Below are 15,481 nucleotides of genomic sequence, written 5' to 3'. Positions count from 1 at the left end.
CATGAAACAACTCCTTCTGGTAGTGACGGCTGCCTGCGCCTTCAGTGCTAACGCTGCTCCTGTGCGGTCTTTTCTGACCACGGCCGACCAGCAGCACCTGCTGTCGCCGAGCGAGGTGACCGCGCCGACGAAGGCCGACGCCGTCATCCGCGTCGACCCGAAGCGCCAGCACCAGCGCATCGCCGGCTTCGGCGCGGCCATGACCGAGGGCTCGGCCTGGCTGATCCGCCACGGCATGAGCGAGGCGCAGCGCGACGCGCTGATGCGCGAACTGTTCACGCGCGACGGGAACGGGCTTGGCTTCGAGTTCACGCGGCTGACCATCGGCGCGTCGGACTTCTCGCGTCATCACTACAGCCTGGACGACATGCCGCCGGGCCAGACCGACCCCGAGCTCAAGCACTTCTCGCTGGCACCCGAGCGCGAGGACGTCATCCCCGCCGTCAAGCAGGCGCTGGCGCTGAACCCCAGGCTGCAGGTCATGGCCTCGCCTTGGAGCGCGCCGGGCTGGATGAAGACGACCGACAGCCTCGTGCAGGGCCAGCTCAAGCCCGAGTTCTACGGTGCGTTCGCGAACTACATGGTGCGCTACGTCGACGAAATGAAGGCCGAAGGCGTGCCCATCTTCGCGCTGACGCTGCAGAACGAGCCGCACTTCGAGCCGGGCGACTACCCCGGCATGCGCATGCCGCCGCGCACCCGCGCCGAGGTGGTGGGCAAGCACCTCGGCCCGCTGCTGGCGGCCAAGGGCATGAAGACGCAACTGCTGGAGTGGGACCACAACTGGGACGAGCCGTGGAGCCCGCTGTCCATGCTGTCCGATGCGACGGCGCGCAAGTACGTGTCGGGCGTGGCCTGGCACTGCTACGCGGGCGACGTGGCCGCGCAGACGCAGGTGTCGCAGCAGTTTCCGGAACTCGACGTCTGGTTCACCGAATGCTCCGGTGGCGAGTGGAAGCCGCAGTGGGCCGAGACGCTGCCGTGGATCACGCGCAACCTCATCATCGGCAGCACGCGCCACGGCGCGCGCGGCGTGCTGATGTGGAACCTCGCGCTGGACCCGGCGCACGGCCCGCACCTGGGTGGCTGCAAGGACTGCCGCGGCGTCGTCACCATCGACCCCAAGGACGGCAAGGTCACGCGCAACATCGAGTACTACGCCTTCGGCCACGCCAGCCGCTTCGTGCACCAGGGCGCGCGGCGCGTCGACTCCGACGGCGGTGCGACGGCGCTGGACCATGTCGCCTTCACCAACCCCGATGGCAGCATGGTCCTCATCGTCAGCAACTCGGGCCAGGTCGCGCGCCGCTTCGTGGTGCAGGCGCCGGCCCAGCGCTTTGCCTACGAGCTACCGGCCAGTGGCGTCGTGACGTTCACCTGGTAACGGCCCGCCGACCGCGCGCTGGCGCGCCCGGGGGTGTCGCCCACTTGTGACATTCGGGCGAAGTTCTGACCAGAGGGCTTGATTCGCTGGCGCAATCCTGGGGGCCCTCGCTAGGATGGCCCGATGACCGGGTTCCTGCTGATCAGCACCAGCCTGATCGCCATGCTGGGCGTGGCGTTGCTGGTACTGGCACGGCTGGAGCCCGGCCACCCGCACATCAGCGACTGGGGCTGGAGCCATGTCTTGCTGGCTTTGGGGCTGACGCTGGGCGTCGCGCTCGCGCCGCCCGACCTGTTGTCGCTGCGCTACCAGGCGCAGGCCACGGTGGCGACGGCCTGCATCATCGCGTCGCTCGCTTTCGAGCTGGCCGGCGCCGCACGCTACCGCGGCCGGATCTGGCGCTGGGCGCGCAACGCGCCGCTGTTCGGCTCGCTGCTGGGCGTCATCCTCGCGCTGGCACTGCTGAACCAGCACATCGCCGTCGTTGTCGCCGCCCTCGTGCTGGCGGGCGGCGCCTGGCTGGCGGCGTTCTGGCTGTGGCGCGGCGGCGCACGGTCCGAACGGTTCGTCGCCGGCTGCTTCATCGCGTCGGGCCTGGTGCATCTCAGCGGCCCCGCGCTGGACCCGCTGGCCCGCTCCATCGTCACCCACATCCTCGGCACCTATGTGCACGTGGCGCTGGCGATGGCGCTGATCCTGCTGTCGGTGCGGCGCGCCCACCTGGAGACCGAGCAGGTCAATTCACGGCTGCGCCAGCTCTACGAGCAGTCCATGCAGGGCCTGGTGGTCGTGCAGGACGGCCATGCCGTCTACGCCAACCCGGCCGCGCTGGCGATGTTCGGCCTGGACCATCTGGATGGCACGACGGCGATCGAGTCCGTCATCGCGCCGGCCGACATCGAAAGCGCGCGCGCCCGTTCCGCGCAACTGATCGGGCAGCGGGGCGGCCAGATCGCCTGGGAGGGTGAGCGTTACCGCAGCGACGGCACGGCCATCTACGTGCGCGGCACGTCCAGCTACTTCGAGTGGGACGGGCGCGCGGCGCTGCTGGTGCTGATGCTGGACGACACCGAGCGCCAGCGCGCCACCGAGGCGCTGCGCCGCCAGGCCCTGCACGACGAGCTGACCGACCTGCCCAACCGTCACGCGGCGCTGGCTCGCCTGGCCGAGCTGACCGAACCCGGCAGCGCCGGCTTCGCGCTGCTGTCGGCCGACCTGGACCGCTTCCAGCTCGTCAATGAGAGCCTGGGCCACGAGACCGGCGATGCCTTGCTGCGCGCCATCGCCGACCGGCTGCGCGGGGCGCTGCCGGCCGACGCCATGCTGGCCCGCCTGGGCGAAGACCAGTTCCTGCTGCTGCATCCGGGCATCCACGACGACGCGGCGGCGCTGCTGGCCGGCCAGCGCCTGCTGGCATTGCTGAACGCGCCGTTCACCGTGGGGCATCGCGCGCTGTACGTGCACATGTCTATCGGCATCGCGCGCTACCCGGCCCACGGCCAGGATGGCGCATCGCTGCTGCACGCCGCCGACGTGGCCATGCACCAGGCCAAGCTGCAGGCCGGCGCCGCGGCCGTGGCCTACCAGCCCGGCATGGCGGCCGGTGCCGGCGGCCTGCTGGAGATCGAGCAGGCGCTCGCCGCGGCCATCGAACAGGACGAGTTCCAGCTCGACTACCAGCCCAAGTTCGCGGCGCGTTCGCGGCTCCTCGTCGGCTTCGAGGCGCTGGTGCGCTGGCAGCGGCCGGGCCGCGGCCGCATCAGCCCGGCGGAGTTCATTCCCGCCGCCGAGCGCACCGGCCAGATCGTCGCGCTGGGGGCCCTCATCCTGCGGCAGGCCGTGCAACAGCTGCGCGCCTGGACGCAGCGCGGCCTCGTGGCGTTGCCGGTGGCCGTGAACGTGTCACCGCTGCAGTTCGAGGATGCCGGCTTCGCCGACTGGCTGCTGGCGCTGGTGCGCGCCCATGGCCTGCCGCCCGAGCTGCTGGAAGTGGAGATCACCGAGACCGCCGCCATGACCCACATGGACCGCGTGCTGCCGCAACTGGCCCGGCTGCGTGAGGCCGGCGTGGGCGTGGCGTTCGACGATTTCGGCACCGGCCAGAGCTCGCTGACGCTGCTGCGCCGCCTGCCCATCACGACGCTCAAGCTGGACCGCAGCATGGTGGACCCGCTGCCGGAGGCCTCGGCCGGCGCCGTCGTCCATGCGACCTGCGTGCTGGCCCGGTCGCTGGGCCTGACGATCGTGGCCGAAGGCGTCGAGACCGAAGCCCAGGCCGCCGAGGTCGAGGCGCTGGGCTGCACGCAGCTGCAGGGCTGGCTGCTGTCCAAGCCGCTGCTGGCCGAGGCGGCCGGGGCGCTGCTGGCGCCGGCATCCTCAATCGTGTGATGCGCTGCCTGGCGTTCCGCCGGGCCAGGGAGCGTCTGTACCAGGGACGGACAAGCCACGGAGGACCGCCATGGACCGCCCCCTCACTCCCCGCCGCCTCGCCCTGCTGGTGCTGGCTGCCGCATTGGCTGGGCCGCTGCTGGCCCGTGTCGCGGCGCCGCAGGCCGGTGCCCGCGTGCTGCGTCATGCCGTCGCACTGCTGCAGGCGTGACCGGCCGGCGGGCCGGCGCGAGCGTCAGCTCGCCATCGGTTCGCCCATGCGCACCGCACCGCCCGGCTGCCATGCCGGATTGAACTGCAGGCTGCTCTTCTCGAACAGCATGACGACGGTGGACCCGAGCAGGAAGCGACCCATCTCGTCGCCCTGGGCCAGTGCGACCTGGCCAGGCGGGTAGTCCCATTCGCGTACGGGACCGGCGCGGTTGACGATGCCGTGCCACACGGTGGCCATGCTGCCGACGATGGTCGCGCCGACCAGCACCAGCACCCAGCGGCCCAACTGGTCGTCGTCGAACACGCAGACCAGCCGCTCGTTGCGCGCGAACAGCCCCGGCACGCCGCGCGCCGTCACCGGGTTCACCGAGAACAGCTCGCCCGGCACGTGCACCATGCGCACCAGCCGGCCCGCGGCGGGCATGTGGATGCGGTGGTAGTCCTTGGGGCTCAGGTAGAGGTTGGCGAACAGGCCGTCCTGGAAGCGCGCGGCCAGCTGCGCGTCGCCGCCGATCAGCGCCGTCGTCGAGAACGCCTGGCCCTTGGCCTGGTAGATCTGGTCGCCCTGGATGCGGCCGACCTGGCTGATCGCGCCATCCACGGGGCAGACCAGCGGCGCGTCGGCCAACGGCCGCGCACCGGGCTTGAGCGCGCGGGTGAAGAAGTCGTTGAAGGTCTTGTAGGCGGCGATGTCCGGCTCGGCCGCCTCGGCCATGTTGACGCCGTAGCGCGCGACGAAGCGGCGGATCGTCGACGTCGTGATGCCCCCCAGCGGCTTGGACGCGTAATGCCCGGCCAGGCGCGTCATCGCCAGCTTGGGCATCAGGTATTGGGGCAGGACTTTGAGACGGTCGGACATGGCATCGGGGCCGGAAGAGGGTCGGGGATTCTAGGAAGCCGCCCGGCCGCCGTTCGCAGGGGAAAGCGCGGGGTGCCCGCCAAGGGCGTGCCCGGTTGACAGGGGAATACGCAGCACCGTGCCGGCGCCACCGCTGCGATCATCGCGCCGCTGTCGAGCCGGCCCGCGTGGCTGCAACAATGGCCGGCAGGGAGAAATCATGCGTTTGCACATCATGCCGGCCGTGTTGACAAGCCTTGCCTTCGTGCTGGGCGGTTGTGCCGTCGTACCGCCGCAGCAGCAGTCGGTGCCGCTGCCGGCCTCCGCGCTGCGGGCCGACGCCGGCCGCGTCGGCGTGGCCATGAGCGTCGTGCCGCGGGCGGACACCGTCTTCCCCGGCGCCGGCCATGGGCTGTGCCTGGCGTCCGCGGCCTACCGGCACTCGCTGCTGACCAACCATGTCCACGTGCTGTCGCCACGCGACATGCCGGTGCTGAAGGAGCGCGCGGCGTCGCTGGTCGCGGCGCGCGGCGCCACGCCGGTGCTGCTGGCCGACGCGCTGGACCTGGAGACGCTGCCCGACTTCGGCGGCGTCATGGCTGGAACGCCTGGCGTGGCGCGCAAGGATTTCCGCAGCTTCAAGGAGCTGCAGCGTCTGGACAAGCTGCTGGTGATCCAGATCGACAGCCTGGGCGTCGCGCGTGGCTACGGCGCCGACTGCGTGGCCGACGCCGAGCCCCGGGCCGTCTTCGACGGCGCCGCCTACCTCGTCGACCTGAAGACCAACGCGCTGCAGTGGTACCACCCGGTCCACGTCGCCCGCGAGATCGACGGCAACTGGGACGCCTGGCCCAAGTACCCGCACCTGGACACCGCCTTCTTCCAGGCCTTGCAACAGGGCAAGGACGAGCTGCTGCGCCCCCTGCAGTGAGGCGAGGCGCGGGTAGCGGCGGATAATCCGCCGCTCCTCCCATGGCCTTCGTTCACAGCTCCTTCTACCGCTTCACGCCCGTCGCCGACCCCGCGGCGTTCGCCGCCTGGCTGCGTGAGACGGCCACCGGCCTGGGTGGCGTCGTGCTCGTCGCCGGGGAGGGCCTGAGCGCCGCCATCGCCGGCGAGGCCGACGCGGTCCACGCCTTTGAGACGCGGCTGCAGGCCGAGCCCGGCTTCGCCGGCCTGCACGTCAAGCACAACGCCTGCGAGCGCCTGCCGTTCAGCCGCCTCAAGGTCTCGGTCAAGCGCGAGATCGTCGCGTTCGGCATCCCGGGTGTCAGCGGCCAGGACGCGACCGACACCCACGTCAGCCCGCAGCGCTGGCGTGAGCTGCTGGCCGACCCTGACACCGTCGTCCTCGACAACCGCAACAGCTTCGAGTTCAAGCTTGGGCGCTTCCGCGGCGCCATCGACCCGGGCGTGGCGCACTTCCGCGACTTCCCGGCCTACGTCGAGGCCCACCGCGACGAGTGGCGGGGCAAGACGGTCGCGATGTACTGCACCGGCGGCATCCGCTGCGAGAAGACGGCGGCGTGGATGCAGCAGCGCGGCCTCAAGGTCGCCCAGCTGGACGGCGGCATCCTGAACTTCCTCGAGGCCTTCCCCGACGCCGCAGCCGATTGGGAAGGCGAGTGCTACGTCTTCGACAAGCGCATCGCCATCGACGCGGCGGGCCGCGAGACGGGCACGACGGCCGAGGCCGTATTCACCGATCCGGCCGACGCCTGGCGGCTGGCGCGGGCGAAGCGGCTGGACCCGGCGGAGGATTGATTCCCACAGCCCGGAACAAAGCTTCCGGGCCGCGGCCGATGTGCCGCGCTGCAAACGCAGACAATGCCACCGCGCGCCGCTTGCGCGCACCGAAATCCCTCATTCGATGTCCCACCTGATCGTCCACGGCGGCACGCCCCTCTCGGGCCGCATCATCCCTTCGGCCAACAAGAACGCCGTCCTGCCCATCCTGTGCGCCACGCTGCTGACCAAGCAGCCCGTGCGCCTGCGCGGCGTGCCCGAGATCACCGACGTGAAGAAGATCGTCGAGGTCTTCCGCAAGCTGGGCTCGCAGGTCGAGCTGGACTTCAAGACGGGCATCCTCGACGTCCACCACCGCGACACCCACTTCGACCCGGCGACGGACCGCCTGCCCGAGGAAATGCGCTCGTCCATCATGCTGGTGCCCGGACTGATGGCGCGCTTCGGCGCCGCGCGCATCGAGGACGACGTCAAGGGCTGCACGCTGGGCGCGCGCGAGATCGACCCGCACGTGGAGGTGTTCGAGCGCTTCGGCGCCAACGTCGAGCGCCTGCCCGACGGTCTGGTGCTGCGCGTGCAGCGCCCGCTGAGCGCCAACGATCACTGGACCGACTACGCCTCCGTCACGACGACCGAGAACTTCGTGCTGTGCGCCGCGCTGGCCGACGGCGTCTCGACGCTGACCAACGCAGCCAGCGAGCCGCACGTGCAGGAGTTCTGCAACTTCATGTCGCTGCTGGGTGCCCAGATCGAAGGCCATGGCACGTCCAAGCTGAAGATCACCGGCGTGCAGGAGCTCGGCGGCGCCGACTACACCTTCACCGAAGACTTCCACGAGATCGTCACCTTCCTGGCGTTGGGCGCCATCACCGGCGGCAACGTGCAGGTCAAGAACGGTGCGCCGGAGATGTTCCCGCTGCTGGACCGCACGTTCGCGAAGTTCGGCGTGCAGATCGTCCATGAGGACGGCTGGAGCCGCTGCGTGGTGGACGGCCCGCTGAAGGTCAAGGAGCCCTTCACGCGCAACATCCTGCAGAAGGTGGAAGCCGCGCCGTGGCCCTATGTGCCGGTGGACCTGCTGCCCATCTTCGTGGCCCTGGGCGTCAAGGCCGAGGGCAGCGTGATGTTCTGGAACAAGGTCTACGACGGCGCGATGGGCTGGACCAGCGAACTCGCCAAGTTCGGCGGCCATGCCTTCCTGTCCGACCCGCACCGCATGATCACGTTCGGCGGCAAGCCGCTGAGCCCGGCCGAGGTCGAGAGCCCCTACATCATCCGCGTCGCCATCGCGCTGCTGATGGTGGCGGCCAGCGTCTCCGGCAAGAGCGTGATCCGCAACGCCACGCCCATCCGTCGCGCGCACCCGAACTTCGTCGAGCACATCTGCGAGCTCGGGGCACGCATCGAGTGGGTCGAAGGGGATTGAGCTTGCGCCGGGCCTGGGCCTGCGCGGCCCTGCTGGCGGCGGCGTCAGCACACGCCGACACCATCCGCTGGGTGGCTCAGGAGATGCCGCCTCATTTCAGCTTCCACGAGGGCCACGCGCCGCGCTCGCTGGCCGAGCTGGGGCATGGCGAGGTGGATGGCTACCTGCGCGTGCTGCTGCCGCGCATGCCGCAGTTCCAGCATGAGTTCGTCGAGGCCAGCACGGCGCGCTACGAGGCGCTGTCGCGCAGCGGCCAGACGCTGTGCTCCGCGCTGCACGTGCGCACGCCGGCGCGCGCCGAGTGGCTGTACTTCTCGCACCTCTACCCGCCGCTGATCTCGCGCGAGATCCACGTCGTCGTGCGCCGCGATGCGCTGCCACGGCTTACGCAGGGCCGGCCGGCGGACGGGCGCGTCGCGCTGGCCGACCTGCTCAAGCGCCGCGACCTGAGCCTGCTGCTGGCCCGCGACCGCGCCTTCGGGCCGCAGCTGGACAAGGCGCTCGCGGCCGAGGTCGTGCCGCGCCTGGCCGTCGGCGCCCAGTCCAGCACCCAGCTGCTGGACATGCTGCGCGCGGGGCGCATGGACTACACGCTGGAGTACCCGTCCATCGTCGACGACTACCTCAAGCGCATCGGCGCCCCAGGTGCCCTCGTGGCGCTGCCGGTGAGCGAGGGCCGCAGCACGCTGCTGGCCACTGTGTCCTGCAGCCGCACGCCCGACGGCCGCCGCTACATCGAGGCCATCGACGCCGCCGTGCGCGCGCTGGCGCAGGAGCCCGACCGCGCCGCCTGGGTGCGCGAGTGGCGCGGCGAACGAGCCAGCCCGGACGACATCAAGCGGCTGAACACCTACATGGACGAGCGTGCCCGCGGCGGGCCGCGCATCGAATAGTGGCCCGGCCCGCGAAGCCGCCCCTGCCGTTGCGTGACGGCGTGGGCGCCAGTGCCGTGTTCTGCCCGCCCGGCCCCTGGGCCAGTCTGGTTGATTTCCTCGCCGAACGCCTGCCTCGCGTGGCCGACTGGCCCGAGCGCCTCGCCCGCGGCGACGTCGTCGACGAGGCCGGCCAGCCCGTCGCAGCGGGCTACACGCCCAACCGCCGCGTCTTCTACTGGCGCTACCTGGCCGACGAGCCCGAGGTGCCGTTCGAGGAACGCATCGTCTTCCAGGACGAGCATCTGCTCGTCGCCGACAAGCCGCACTTCCTGCCCGTCACGCCCAGCGGCCTCTACGCGCGCCAGACGCTGATGGCGCGGCTGCGGCACCGCACCGGCCTGGCCGACCTGATTCCCGTGCACCGGCTGGACCGCGAGACGGCCGGCCTGGTCGTCTTCTGCGTGCGGTCTCAGGACCGCGACGCCTACCACCAGCTGTTCCGCGACCGCGCCGTCGAGAAGGTCTACGACGCCATCGCGCCGGCCGGTGAAGGCCCCTGGCCGCGCACGGTGCGGCACCGGCTGGAGGAGCCCGACACCGAGCAGTTCCTGCAGATGCAGGTCGTCGCCGGCGAGCCCAACGCCGAGACGTGGATCAACCTCGTCGAGCATCTGCAGGGTCAGCAACAAGGCCTGGCCCGCTACGAGCTGCGGCCGCACACCGGCGCCCGCCACCAGCTGCGCGCGCAGATGAACGCGCTGGGCCTGCCCCTCGTCGGCGACCGCGTCTACCCGGTGCTGCAGCCGCACGAGAATCCGCCGCGCTTCGACGCGCCGCTGCAACTCGTGGCACGCGAAATCGGGTTCACCGACCCCGTGACCGGCCAGCGGCGGTACTTTTCACGAGACGCCGCGACAATCGCGCGGCCATGACCGCCGTCGACCCCCAAATCCAAGTCCAGGAGCTGCGCCGCCAGCTGCAGTCGCTGCTCGACGCCGCCAAGGCCAACGAGCGCAAGCTGGACCGCTTCGACGCGCTGGAGCGCCGCCTCGTCGCCGTGGGGTCGATGGAGGAGCTGGTCAACCTGCTGCTCGTCGAGTGCCGCGCCGACTTCAACCTCGACGCCGCCGAGCTGTGGCTGCTGGACCCTGACGGCGAGCTGCGCCGCGCGCTGCCCAGCCTGCCGATGACCAAGGCGCCGCTGCTGCTGGAAGGCCACGGCCCGCTGAAGGACGTGTTCGGCGCCGTGCGCACGACTCGCCTCGTGGGCCCGGGCAACCACGAGGCCGTGCTCGCCAAGGCCTTCGGCGACGGCACGCCGGTGCGGTCCGCGGCGCTACTGCCGCTGATCCGCCAGGGCCTGCTGATCGGCAGCCTGCACTTCGGCTCGCGCGACGCCGAGCGCTACGACGCCGGCTCGGGCACCAAGTTCCTGGACCGGCTTTCGGCCATCGCCGCCATCGCCATCGAGAGCATGCTCAACCGCGAGCGCCTGCGCCGCGCCGGCATGACCGATGGCCTGACCGGCGTGCACAACCGCCGCTACTTCGACCACCGCAGCCTCATCGAGTTCAGCCAGGCGGTGCGCCACCGCTACCCGCTGGCCTGCCTGTTCCTGGACATCGACCACTTCAAGGCCATCAATGACCGCCATGGCCACCCGGCGGGCGACGAGGTGCTGCGCCAGGTCGGCGGGCTCATCCAGCGTTCGCTGCGCACCGGCGACCTCGCGGCGCGTTACGGCGGCGAGGAGTTTGTCGTGCTGCTGCCGCGCACCGACCATGCCGGCGCGCGCGAGGTGGCCGAGCGCATCCGGCTGATGGTGCAGGACGCGCCCTTCGTGACGCCCGAGGGCGGCACCCTCAGCGCCACGCTGTCCGCCGGCCTGGCGATGCTGCCGGCCGGTGCAGCCAGTTTTGCCGAGCTGCTGAACGCGGCCGACCGCGCGCTCTACGAGGCCAAGCGGGCCGGCCGCAACCGCACGGTGTCCGGAGACGCCGAGGTGAATACCGCCGCCTCCTGACAAACCCCGAGCGCGCCACACCTCCCGGCGGCCGGCGAGCCCGTGACAATTTGTCGCGAAGCGGCCGTTGACATGAGTACCGATTTCCCCGCCCTGCCCGAGGACGACGCGATGCCGCGCCGGCTGGGATCGCTGCGGCTGCGGCTGACGGTGGGCGTGCCTCTGTTGACGGTGCTCGTCGTCGCGGTGTTCGAGTGGAGCCTGGGCGGTTACGCTGTTCCCGCCGACGGAATCGCGCGCACGGCATGGCTGGTGCTGCTTCTCAGTGCTGCGCAGTTGCTGCTCCTCGAGGCGTTGCTGCTTCGGCCGCTGCGCCGGCTGGCGGCGGGCTGCGAGGCGATGGAGTCGGCCCCCGTACCGCTGACGCCCGAGGACGCCACGCCCGCGCCGGGCCTGGCCGCGGAGCTGGACCGCATCGGCCACGCGATGCGCCGCGCGCGCGGCTCGCTGTGGCAGCAGGACCAGGACGCCCGCGAGCTGCGTCGCGAGCTGACACAGCAACGCCTGCTGCTGGAGCAGGCCCAGTTGGCGCTGGAGGCCAACCAGCGTGAGCTGGCCAGTCTGGCGCGCACCGACGCGCTGACCGGCATCGCCAACCCGCGGGCCTTTGATGAGGCGCTGCGCCGCGAGTTCAAGCGCGCGCAGCGCCAGCGCGGCCTGCTGGCGCTGGCGGTGCTGGACCTGGACGAGTTCAAGCAGTTCAACCAGCAGCACGGCACGGCCGCGGGCGATGCGGCGTTACAGCGCGTGGCGACGCTGCTGAACGAGCGCCTCAAGCGCGACACCGACGTCGTCGCGCGCCTGGGTGGCGAGGAGTTCGTCGCGCTGCTGCCCGGCTTCGGCATGGCCGAGGCCCAGGGTGTGCTGGAGCTGCTGCGCGAGGACCTGCGCGCGCTGCAACTGCCCGACGGCCAAGGCCGGCTGACATTGAGCATCGGCCTGGCCGCCGCCAGCCCGGCGCACCCGTACCTGAGCGCGCAGGCGCTGATGCAGGCGGCCGACGAGGCGCTCTATGTCGCCAAGCACGCGGGCCGCGATCGCCTCAGCCTTGCAGCCTGAAAAACAAACGGAGGCCTGAGCCTCCGCGTTTCTTTGCCGACGCTCGGCAGCGGGTCAGCGACCGTGTTCTTGTGCCGCCTGCAACTGCTCGTTGACGCGGCGCGCGGCGCGCAGCACGAGCGTCTCGTCCAGCTGCGCCTGCGGGGCGATCTGGCTGGCGATGTCGTCGAGCTGGTCGGGGTGGTTCAGCAGCGCCCAGGCCACCGTCGAGATGGCGGCGACGCTGCGGCGGGCCAGGCTCTCGGGCATGGTCAGCGAGGCCTGGATCTCGACATGGTGGCGCACGCTGGCCACGGCTGCGGGCGCCAGGCCCCAGCTCTCGCACAGCGCCGCGCCCAGCGCGTCATGGCTGACGCCGAAGGCGGTCCTCTCCAGTTCCACCAGTTCCGCGTCGCGCGTGGCAGCGCGCAGCATGGCGGGGTAGTGCGTCGGCGCGTGGCGGTACAGCACGGCCTTGCCACATTCCTCGAACAGGCCGGCCGAGTGCGCCGCCCAGGGGTCCACGCCCAGCATCTGGCCCATGCGGCCCATCAGCAGGCCGCGCTGCGAGGCGCGCGCCCACACCGATTCCAGCTCCGCCGCGGCCGGGAAGGCGGCGCGCAGACCCATCTCGAACGTGATGGCCGCGACCTCGCGCATGCCCAGGTACGTCAGCGCCTGGTGCACCGTCTGCACGCGCCCGCGCAGGCCGTACAGCGACGAATTGACGGCCTTCATGACGGCGGCGGCCAGCGCCATGTCCGTCTCGACCAGTGCCGACATCGCCTGCAGGTCGATGTCCTCCGCCGCCATCAGCAGCGAGAGCTTGACCAGGACCTCGGGCTGGGTCGGGATCTCGATGTCCAGGTTGCGGAGTTGGGGGTCGACGGGCATGGCGGACGGGGACGCTGGGGAATGCCTGATCGTAGATCAGCGGAAGAAGGCGTCCCAGGCTGTTTTGAGGATGAGCGCGCCCACGACCGTGACGAAAACACCCCGCACGAAGCCGGCGCCGTGCTTGAGCGCCAGCCGCGTACCGGCCAGGCTGCCGGCGACGTTGGTGACGGCCATCACCGCGGCGACCTGCCACCAGACATGGCCCTTGCTGACGAACAGCGCGATCGCGAACGCGTTGGTCAGCAGGTTCATCAGCTTGGCCGTGGCCGAGGCGTGCAGGAAGTCGTAGCCCAGCACGCGCACGAACAGGAAGACGAAGAAGCTGCCCGTGCCCGGGCCGAAGAAGCCGTCGTAGAAGCCCACGACCAGCGCGATGGCGCCGGCGGCGAAAGCCTCGGCGCGACCCGTGAAGCGTGGTCGGTGCTCGCGGCCCAGGTCCTTCTTAGCCAGCGTGTAGAGGAACACCGCCAGCAACACCAGCGGCAGCGCCTTGCGCAGGCCGTCGGGGCTGACGAGCGTCAGCACCCACGCGCCGGTGAAGCTGCCCAGGCCGGCCAGCACCGCGGCGGGCATCAGCCGGCGCCAGGGCAGGGACACGCGCTTCACGTACTGTCGCGTCGCCCACGCCGTGCCCCAGATCGCCGCCGACTTGTTCGAGCCCATCAGCGTGGCGGGCGCTGCGTTCGGGAAGGTGCTGAACAGGGCGGGCGTCAGCACCAGCCCGCCACCGCCGGCCACGGCATCAATGAAGCCGGCGAGTAGCGAGGCAAGGGCGACAGTTGCGAGTTCAAGCATGTTGGAGTCCATCAACGCACGTCGCGGCCGTCGTGCCCTGTCAGGCCGAGCGCCGGGTCGCTCCCAAGCCGGCCTGTCTGGCGATGTGCGAGCGGGGCACGCCCCGCGAGCATCGCCGTCCCCTCGGGGGACCGACTGGGCTTGCCCGCGTCCAGCGGCGCAAGACCGGGCGAGGGGTACAAAATAAAACGGCCACCAAGGGGTGCCTTGGTGGCCGGTGAGATTGTCTTCGGGGTGGCGAAGCAATCTTGCTGTCTTGTCTCCTCACAACCCGCCCGGCGGCTCCGGAACTTAGAGCCCCGAACCGCGTCGAGTGACGAGAATGTATTGCCCCGCCTCGGTGCACCACCACTGGGGTAAGCCCGGGTTCGCGCAGCGCGAAGGTGTTGTTTGCCCCAAAACTGTGCGCAAAACCGGTTTCTCAGCCCCTGGAGAATGTCGCCCATGCGACGCCTGCGCCCTCTGTTCCCCCTGTTGCTCGTCACTTTTATGGCCGCGTGCGGCGGCGGCGGCGGCGGGGGCGCCAGCAGCTCCAGCGGGACCAGTTCCAGCGGCGATTCCGGGGGCTCTGGCATAGGGCAGACGCTCACGTTGACGCTGCCCGCCAGTGGCCTCGCGGCGGCCGATCTGGCGGTGGTCGTGGCCGATGGTGACCCGCTCAGCGAGGCTGCCGGCGCGGCCTACGTGGCGGCCCGCAAAGTGCCCGCGGCCAACCTCATCCGGGTCAAGGTCAACACCGCCAGCGCGTCGATTTCGGCAGCCGATTTTTCGTTGCTTAAATCTGACATCGAGGCGAAATTTCCGGCAGGTATCCAGGCCACGCTGCTGACCTGGGCCGCGCCGAGCCGCGTGACCGGGGTCTGCACGATGGGCATCACGAGTGCGATGGCTCTGGGCTATGACACTCGCTACTGCAATAGCACGCCCACGACGAACACCTGCGCGACCACGGCGGCGTCGCCGCTGTACGACAGCGAATCTCGCCGCCCGCAGACCGACCTGCAGTTGCGCCCGTCCATGCTGCTGGGTGCGACGACGTTGGACGCCGCCAACGCGCTGATCGCCCGCGGCGCGGCCGCCGACGCGACGTTGCCGGCCGGCGACGGCTGGCTGGTGCGCACGACTGACGCCAGCCGCAGTGTGCGCTGGGCCGACTTCCAGGGCCTGCCCGCCGCCTGGGGCAGCGCGCTTCAGTTGAACTACGTGGACAACAGCGCTGGCGCGGCGGCCGGCAACTCGCTGTCCGGCAAGACCAACGTGTTGTTCTACCTGACCGGACTGACCGCCGTGGACAACCTGTCGACGCTGCAGTTCCGCCCGGGCGCGCTGGCGGATTCACTCACCTCCACCGGCGGCGTCCTGCCCAGCGGCGCTGGCCAGATGCCCATCACCACCTGGCTGACAGCCGGCGCGACGGCCAGCTACGGCACGGTCGAGGAGCCTTGCAATCTGCAGCAGAAGTTCTCGCGTGCGTCCGTGCTGATCGACCAGTACTGGCGCGGCGGGACCGCCATCGAGGCCTACTGGAAGGCCGTGCAGTGGCCGGGCCAGGGCCTGTTCGTCGGCGAGCCGCTGGCGCAGCCCTTCCGCGACGCGCCCAGCTTCGCCATCGTCAACGGCGAGTACCGGATCAAGACGCGCTCGCTGCGGCCCGGCAGCCTTTACGCGCTGCAGTACCGGCTCAGCGGCGGCACGGCGTGGACGACGCTGGCCACGTTCACTGGCGTTCGTGGCCAGGTGCTGGACGGCCGCTCGCCACTGCCGCCGGCTGCGGCGGTGCAGATCCGCTGGCAAGGCCCGTGTCCGGATAACACGGCAAACATCTGCACGCTGGCCCAGTCGGCTTGAGCTTCACAGA

General features: G+C 70.8%; 14 protein-coding genes. 11 read left to right on the top strand and 3 right to left on the bottom strand.

The annotated features are described in order from the left end of the window. Position 1: 1 nt before the first annotated feature. From ACG04R_RS01485 to ACG04R_RS01475, 3 genes are all read left to right on the top strand, one after another. Positions 2–1,384 (top strand): glycoside hydrolase family 30 protein, encoded by a 1,383-nt coding sequence (locus ACG04R_RS01485; RefSeq protein WP_394405865.1) that lies wholly within the window; start codon positions 2–4, stop codon positions 1,382–1,384. Between the two features lie 123 nt (positions 1,385–1,507). Beyond that, complete coding sequence (locus tag ACG04R_RS01480; RefSeq protein WP_394405863.1) at positions 1,508–3,772, top strand: putative bifunctional diguanylate cyclase/phosphodiesterase; 2,265 nt, start codon at positions 1,508–1,510, stop codon at positions 3,770–3,772. A gap of 70 nt (positions 3,773–3,842) precedes the next feature. Further along, a complete protein-coding gene (locus tag ACG04R_RS01475) occupies positions 3,843–3,983 on the top strand; it encodes a hypothetical protein (RefSeq protein ID WP_394405861.1) in 141 nt (46 codons plus the stop codon). 24 nt (positions 3,984–4,007) lie between these two features. Here the strand turns inward: ACG04R_RS01475 and asd are convergent, their stop codons facing one another. Then, positions 4,008–4,844: an archaetidylserine decarboxylase gene (gene asd, locus ACG04R_RS01470; RefSeq protein ID WP_394405859.1), complete on the bottom strand. Its 837-nt coding sequence runs from the start codon at positions 4,842–4,844 to the stop codon at positions 4,008–4,010. A 199-nt stretch (positions 4,845–5,043) separates the two neighbouring features. On the opposite strand from asd, the gene ACG04R_RS01465 reads away from it, so the two are divergent. The 7 genes from ACG04R_RS01465 to ACG04R_RS01435 all read left to right on the top strand — a co-directional run bounded on the left by ACG04R_RS01465 (position 5,044) and on the right by ACG04R_RS01435 (position 11,952). Next, entirely contained in the window at positions 5,044–5,754 is a 711-nt protein-coding gene (locus tag ACG04R_RS01465) for a hypothetical protein (RefSeq protein ID WP_394405857.1), read from the top strand. 41 nt (positions 5,755–5,795) lie between these two features. Next, on the top strand, positions 5,796–6,587 hold the full coding sequence (trhO, locus tag ACG04R_RS01460) for an oxygen-dependent tRNA uridine(34) hydroxylase TrhO (RefSeq protein WP_394405855.1): 792 nt from the start codon (positions 5,796–5,798) through the stop codon (positions 6,585–6,587). A 106-nt stretch (positions 6,588–6,693) separates the two neighbouring features. Beyond that, on the top strand, positions 6,694–7,995 hold the full coding sequence (locus ACG04R_RS01455; RefSeq protein WP_394405853.1) for a UDP-N-acetylglucosamine 1-carboxyvinyltransferase: 1,302 nt from the start codon (positions 6,694–6,696) through the stop codon (positions 7,993–7,995). 2 nt (positions 7,996–7,997) lie between these two features. Further along, positions 7,998–8,888 (top strand): hypothetical protein, encoded by an 891-nt coding sequence (locus ACG04R_RS01450; RefSeq protein WP_394405851.1) that lies wholly within the window; start codon positions 7,998–8,000, stop codon positions 8,886–8,888. Further along, positions 8,888–9,802: a pseudouridine synthase gene (locus tag ACG04R_RS01445; protein ID WP_394405849.1), complete on the top strand. Its 915-nt coding sequence runs from the start codon at positions 8,888–8,890 to the stop codon at positions 9,800–9,802. Before ACG04R_RS01450 ends, ACG04R_RS01445 begins: the two co-directional genes overlap by 1 nt. Next, on the top strand, positions 9,799–10,893 hold the full coding sequence (locus ACG04R_RS01440) for a GGDEF domain-containing protein (RefSeq protein WP_394405847.1): 1,095 nt from the start codon (positions 9,799–9,801) through the stop codon (positions 10,891–10,893). Before ACG04R_RS01445 ends, ACG04R_RS01440 begins: the two co-directional genes overlap by 4 nt. Before the next feature lie 72 nt (positions 10,894–10,965). After that, a complete protein-coding gene (locus ACG04R_RS01435) occupies positions 10,966–11,952 on the top strand; it encodes a GGDEF domain-containing protein (RefSeq protein ID WP_394405845.1) in 987 nt (328 codons plus the stop codon). A gap of 54 nt (positions 11,953–12,006) precedes the next feature. Here ACG04R_RS01435 and ACG04R_RS01430 read toward each other — a convergent pair whose 3' ends face one another. Both ACG04R_RS01430 and ACG04R_RS01425 read right to left on the bottom strand, forming a co-directional pair. Beyond that, complete coding sequence (locus tag ACG04R_RS01430; RefSeq protein ID WP_394405843.1) at positions 12,007–12,825, bottom strand: HDOD domain-containing protein; 819 nt, start codon at positions 12,823–12,825, stop codon at positions 12,007–12,009. A 36-nt stretch (positions 12,826–12,861) separates the two neighbouring features. Further along, positions 12,862–13,623 (bottom strand): sulfite exporter TauE/SafE family protein, encoded by a 762-nt coding sequence (locus ACG04R_RS01425; protein ID WP_394405842.1) that lies wholly within the window; start codon positions 13,621–13,623, stop codon positions 12,862–12,864. A gap of 591 nt (positions 13,624–14,214) precedes the next feature. Here ACG04R_RS01425 and ACG04R_RS01420 point away from each other — a divergent pair. Further along, positions 14,215–15,471, top strand: coding sequence for a TIGR03790 family protein (locus ACG04R_RS01420; protein WP_394405840.1), 1,257 nt, complete (start codon positions 14,215–14,217; stop codon positions 15,469–15,471). Positions 15,472–15,481 lie beyond the last annotated feature (10 nt).

It is taken from the genome of Pelomonas candidula, assembly GCF_043555985.1.
GTDB lineage: Bacteria > Pseudomonadota > Gammaproteobacteria > Burkholderiales > Burkholderiaceae_C > Pelomonas > Pelomonas candidula.
The sequence above is the reverse complement of the archived record's forward strand: the minus strand, read 5'-3'. Positions and strand labels throughout refer to the sequence as shown.

Bases quoted from the DNA above. Each gene is read 5' to 3' on its own strand.
- ACG04R_RS01475 (WP_394405861.1), top strand. From the start codon at position 3,843: ATGGACCGCCCCCTCACTCCCCGCCGCCTCGCCCTGCTGGTGCTGGCT.
- ACG04R_RS01425 (WP_394405842.1), bottom strand. From the start codon at position 13,623: ATGCTTGAACTCGCAACTGTCGCCCTTGCCTCGCTACTCGCCGGCTTC.
- ACG04R_RS01465 (WP_394405857.1), top strand. From the start codon at position 5,044: ATGCGTTTGCACATCATGCCGGCCGTGTTGACAAGCCTTGCCTTCGTG.
- asd (WP_394405859.1), bottom strand. From the start codon at position 4,844: ATGTCCGACCGTCTCAAAGTCCTGCCCCAATACCTGATGCCCAAGCTG.
- ACG04R_RS01455 (WP_394405853.1), top strand. From the start codon at position 6,694: ATGTCCCACCTGATCGTCCACGGCGGCACGCCCCTCTCGGGCCGCATC.
- ACG04R_RS01480 (WP_394405863.1), top strand. From the start codon at position 1,508: ATGACCGGGTTCCTGCTGATCAGCACCAGCCTGATCGCCATGCTGGGC.
- ACG04R_RS01440 (WP_394405847.1), top strand. From the start codon at position 9,799: ATGACCGCCGTCGACCCCCAAATCCAAGTCCAGGAGCTGCGCCGCCAG.
- ACG04R_RS01430 (WP_394405843.1), bottom strand. From the start codon at position 12,825: ATGCCCGTCGACCCCCAACTCCGCAACCTGGACATCGAGATCCCGACC.
- trhO (WP_394405855.1), top strand. From the start codon at position 5,796: ATGGCCTTCGTTCACAGCTCCTTCTACCGCTTCACGCCCGTCGCCGAC.
- ACG04R_RS01485 (WP_394405865.1), top strand. From the start codon at position 2: ATGAAACAACTCCTTCTGGTAGTGACGGCTGCCTGCGCCTTCAGTGCT.
- ACG04R_RS01435 (WP_394405845.1), top strand. From the start codon at position 10,966: ATGAGTACCGATTTCCCCGCCCTGCCCGAGGACGACGCGATGCCGCGC.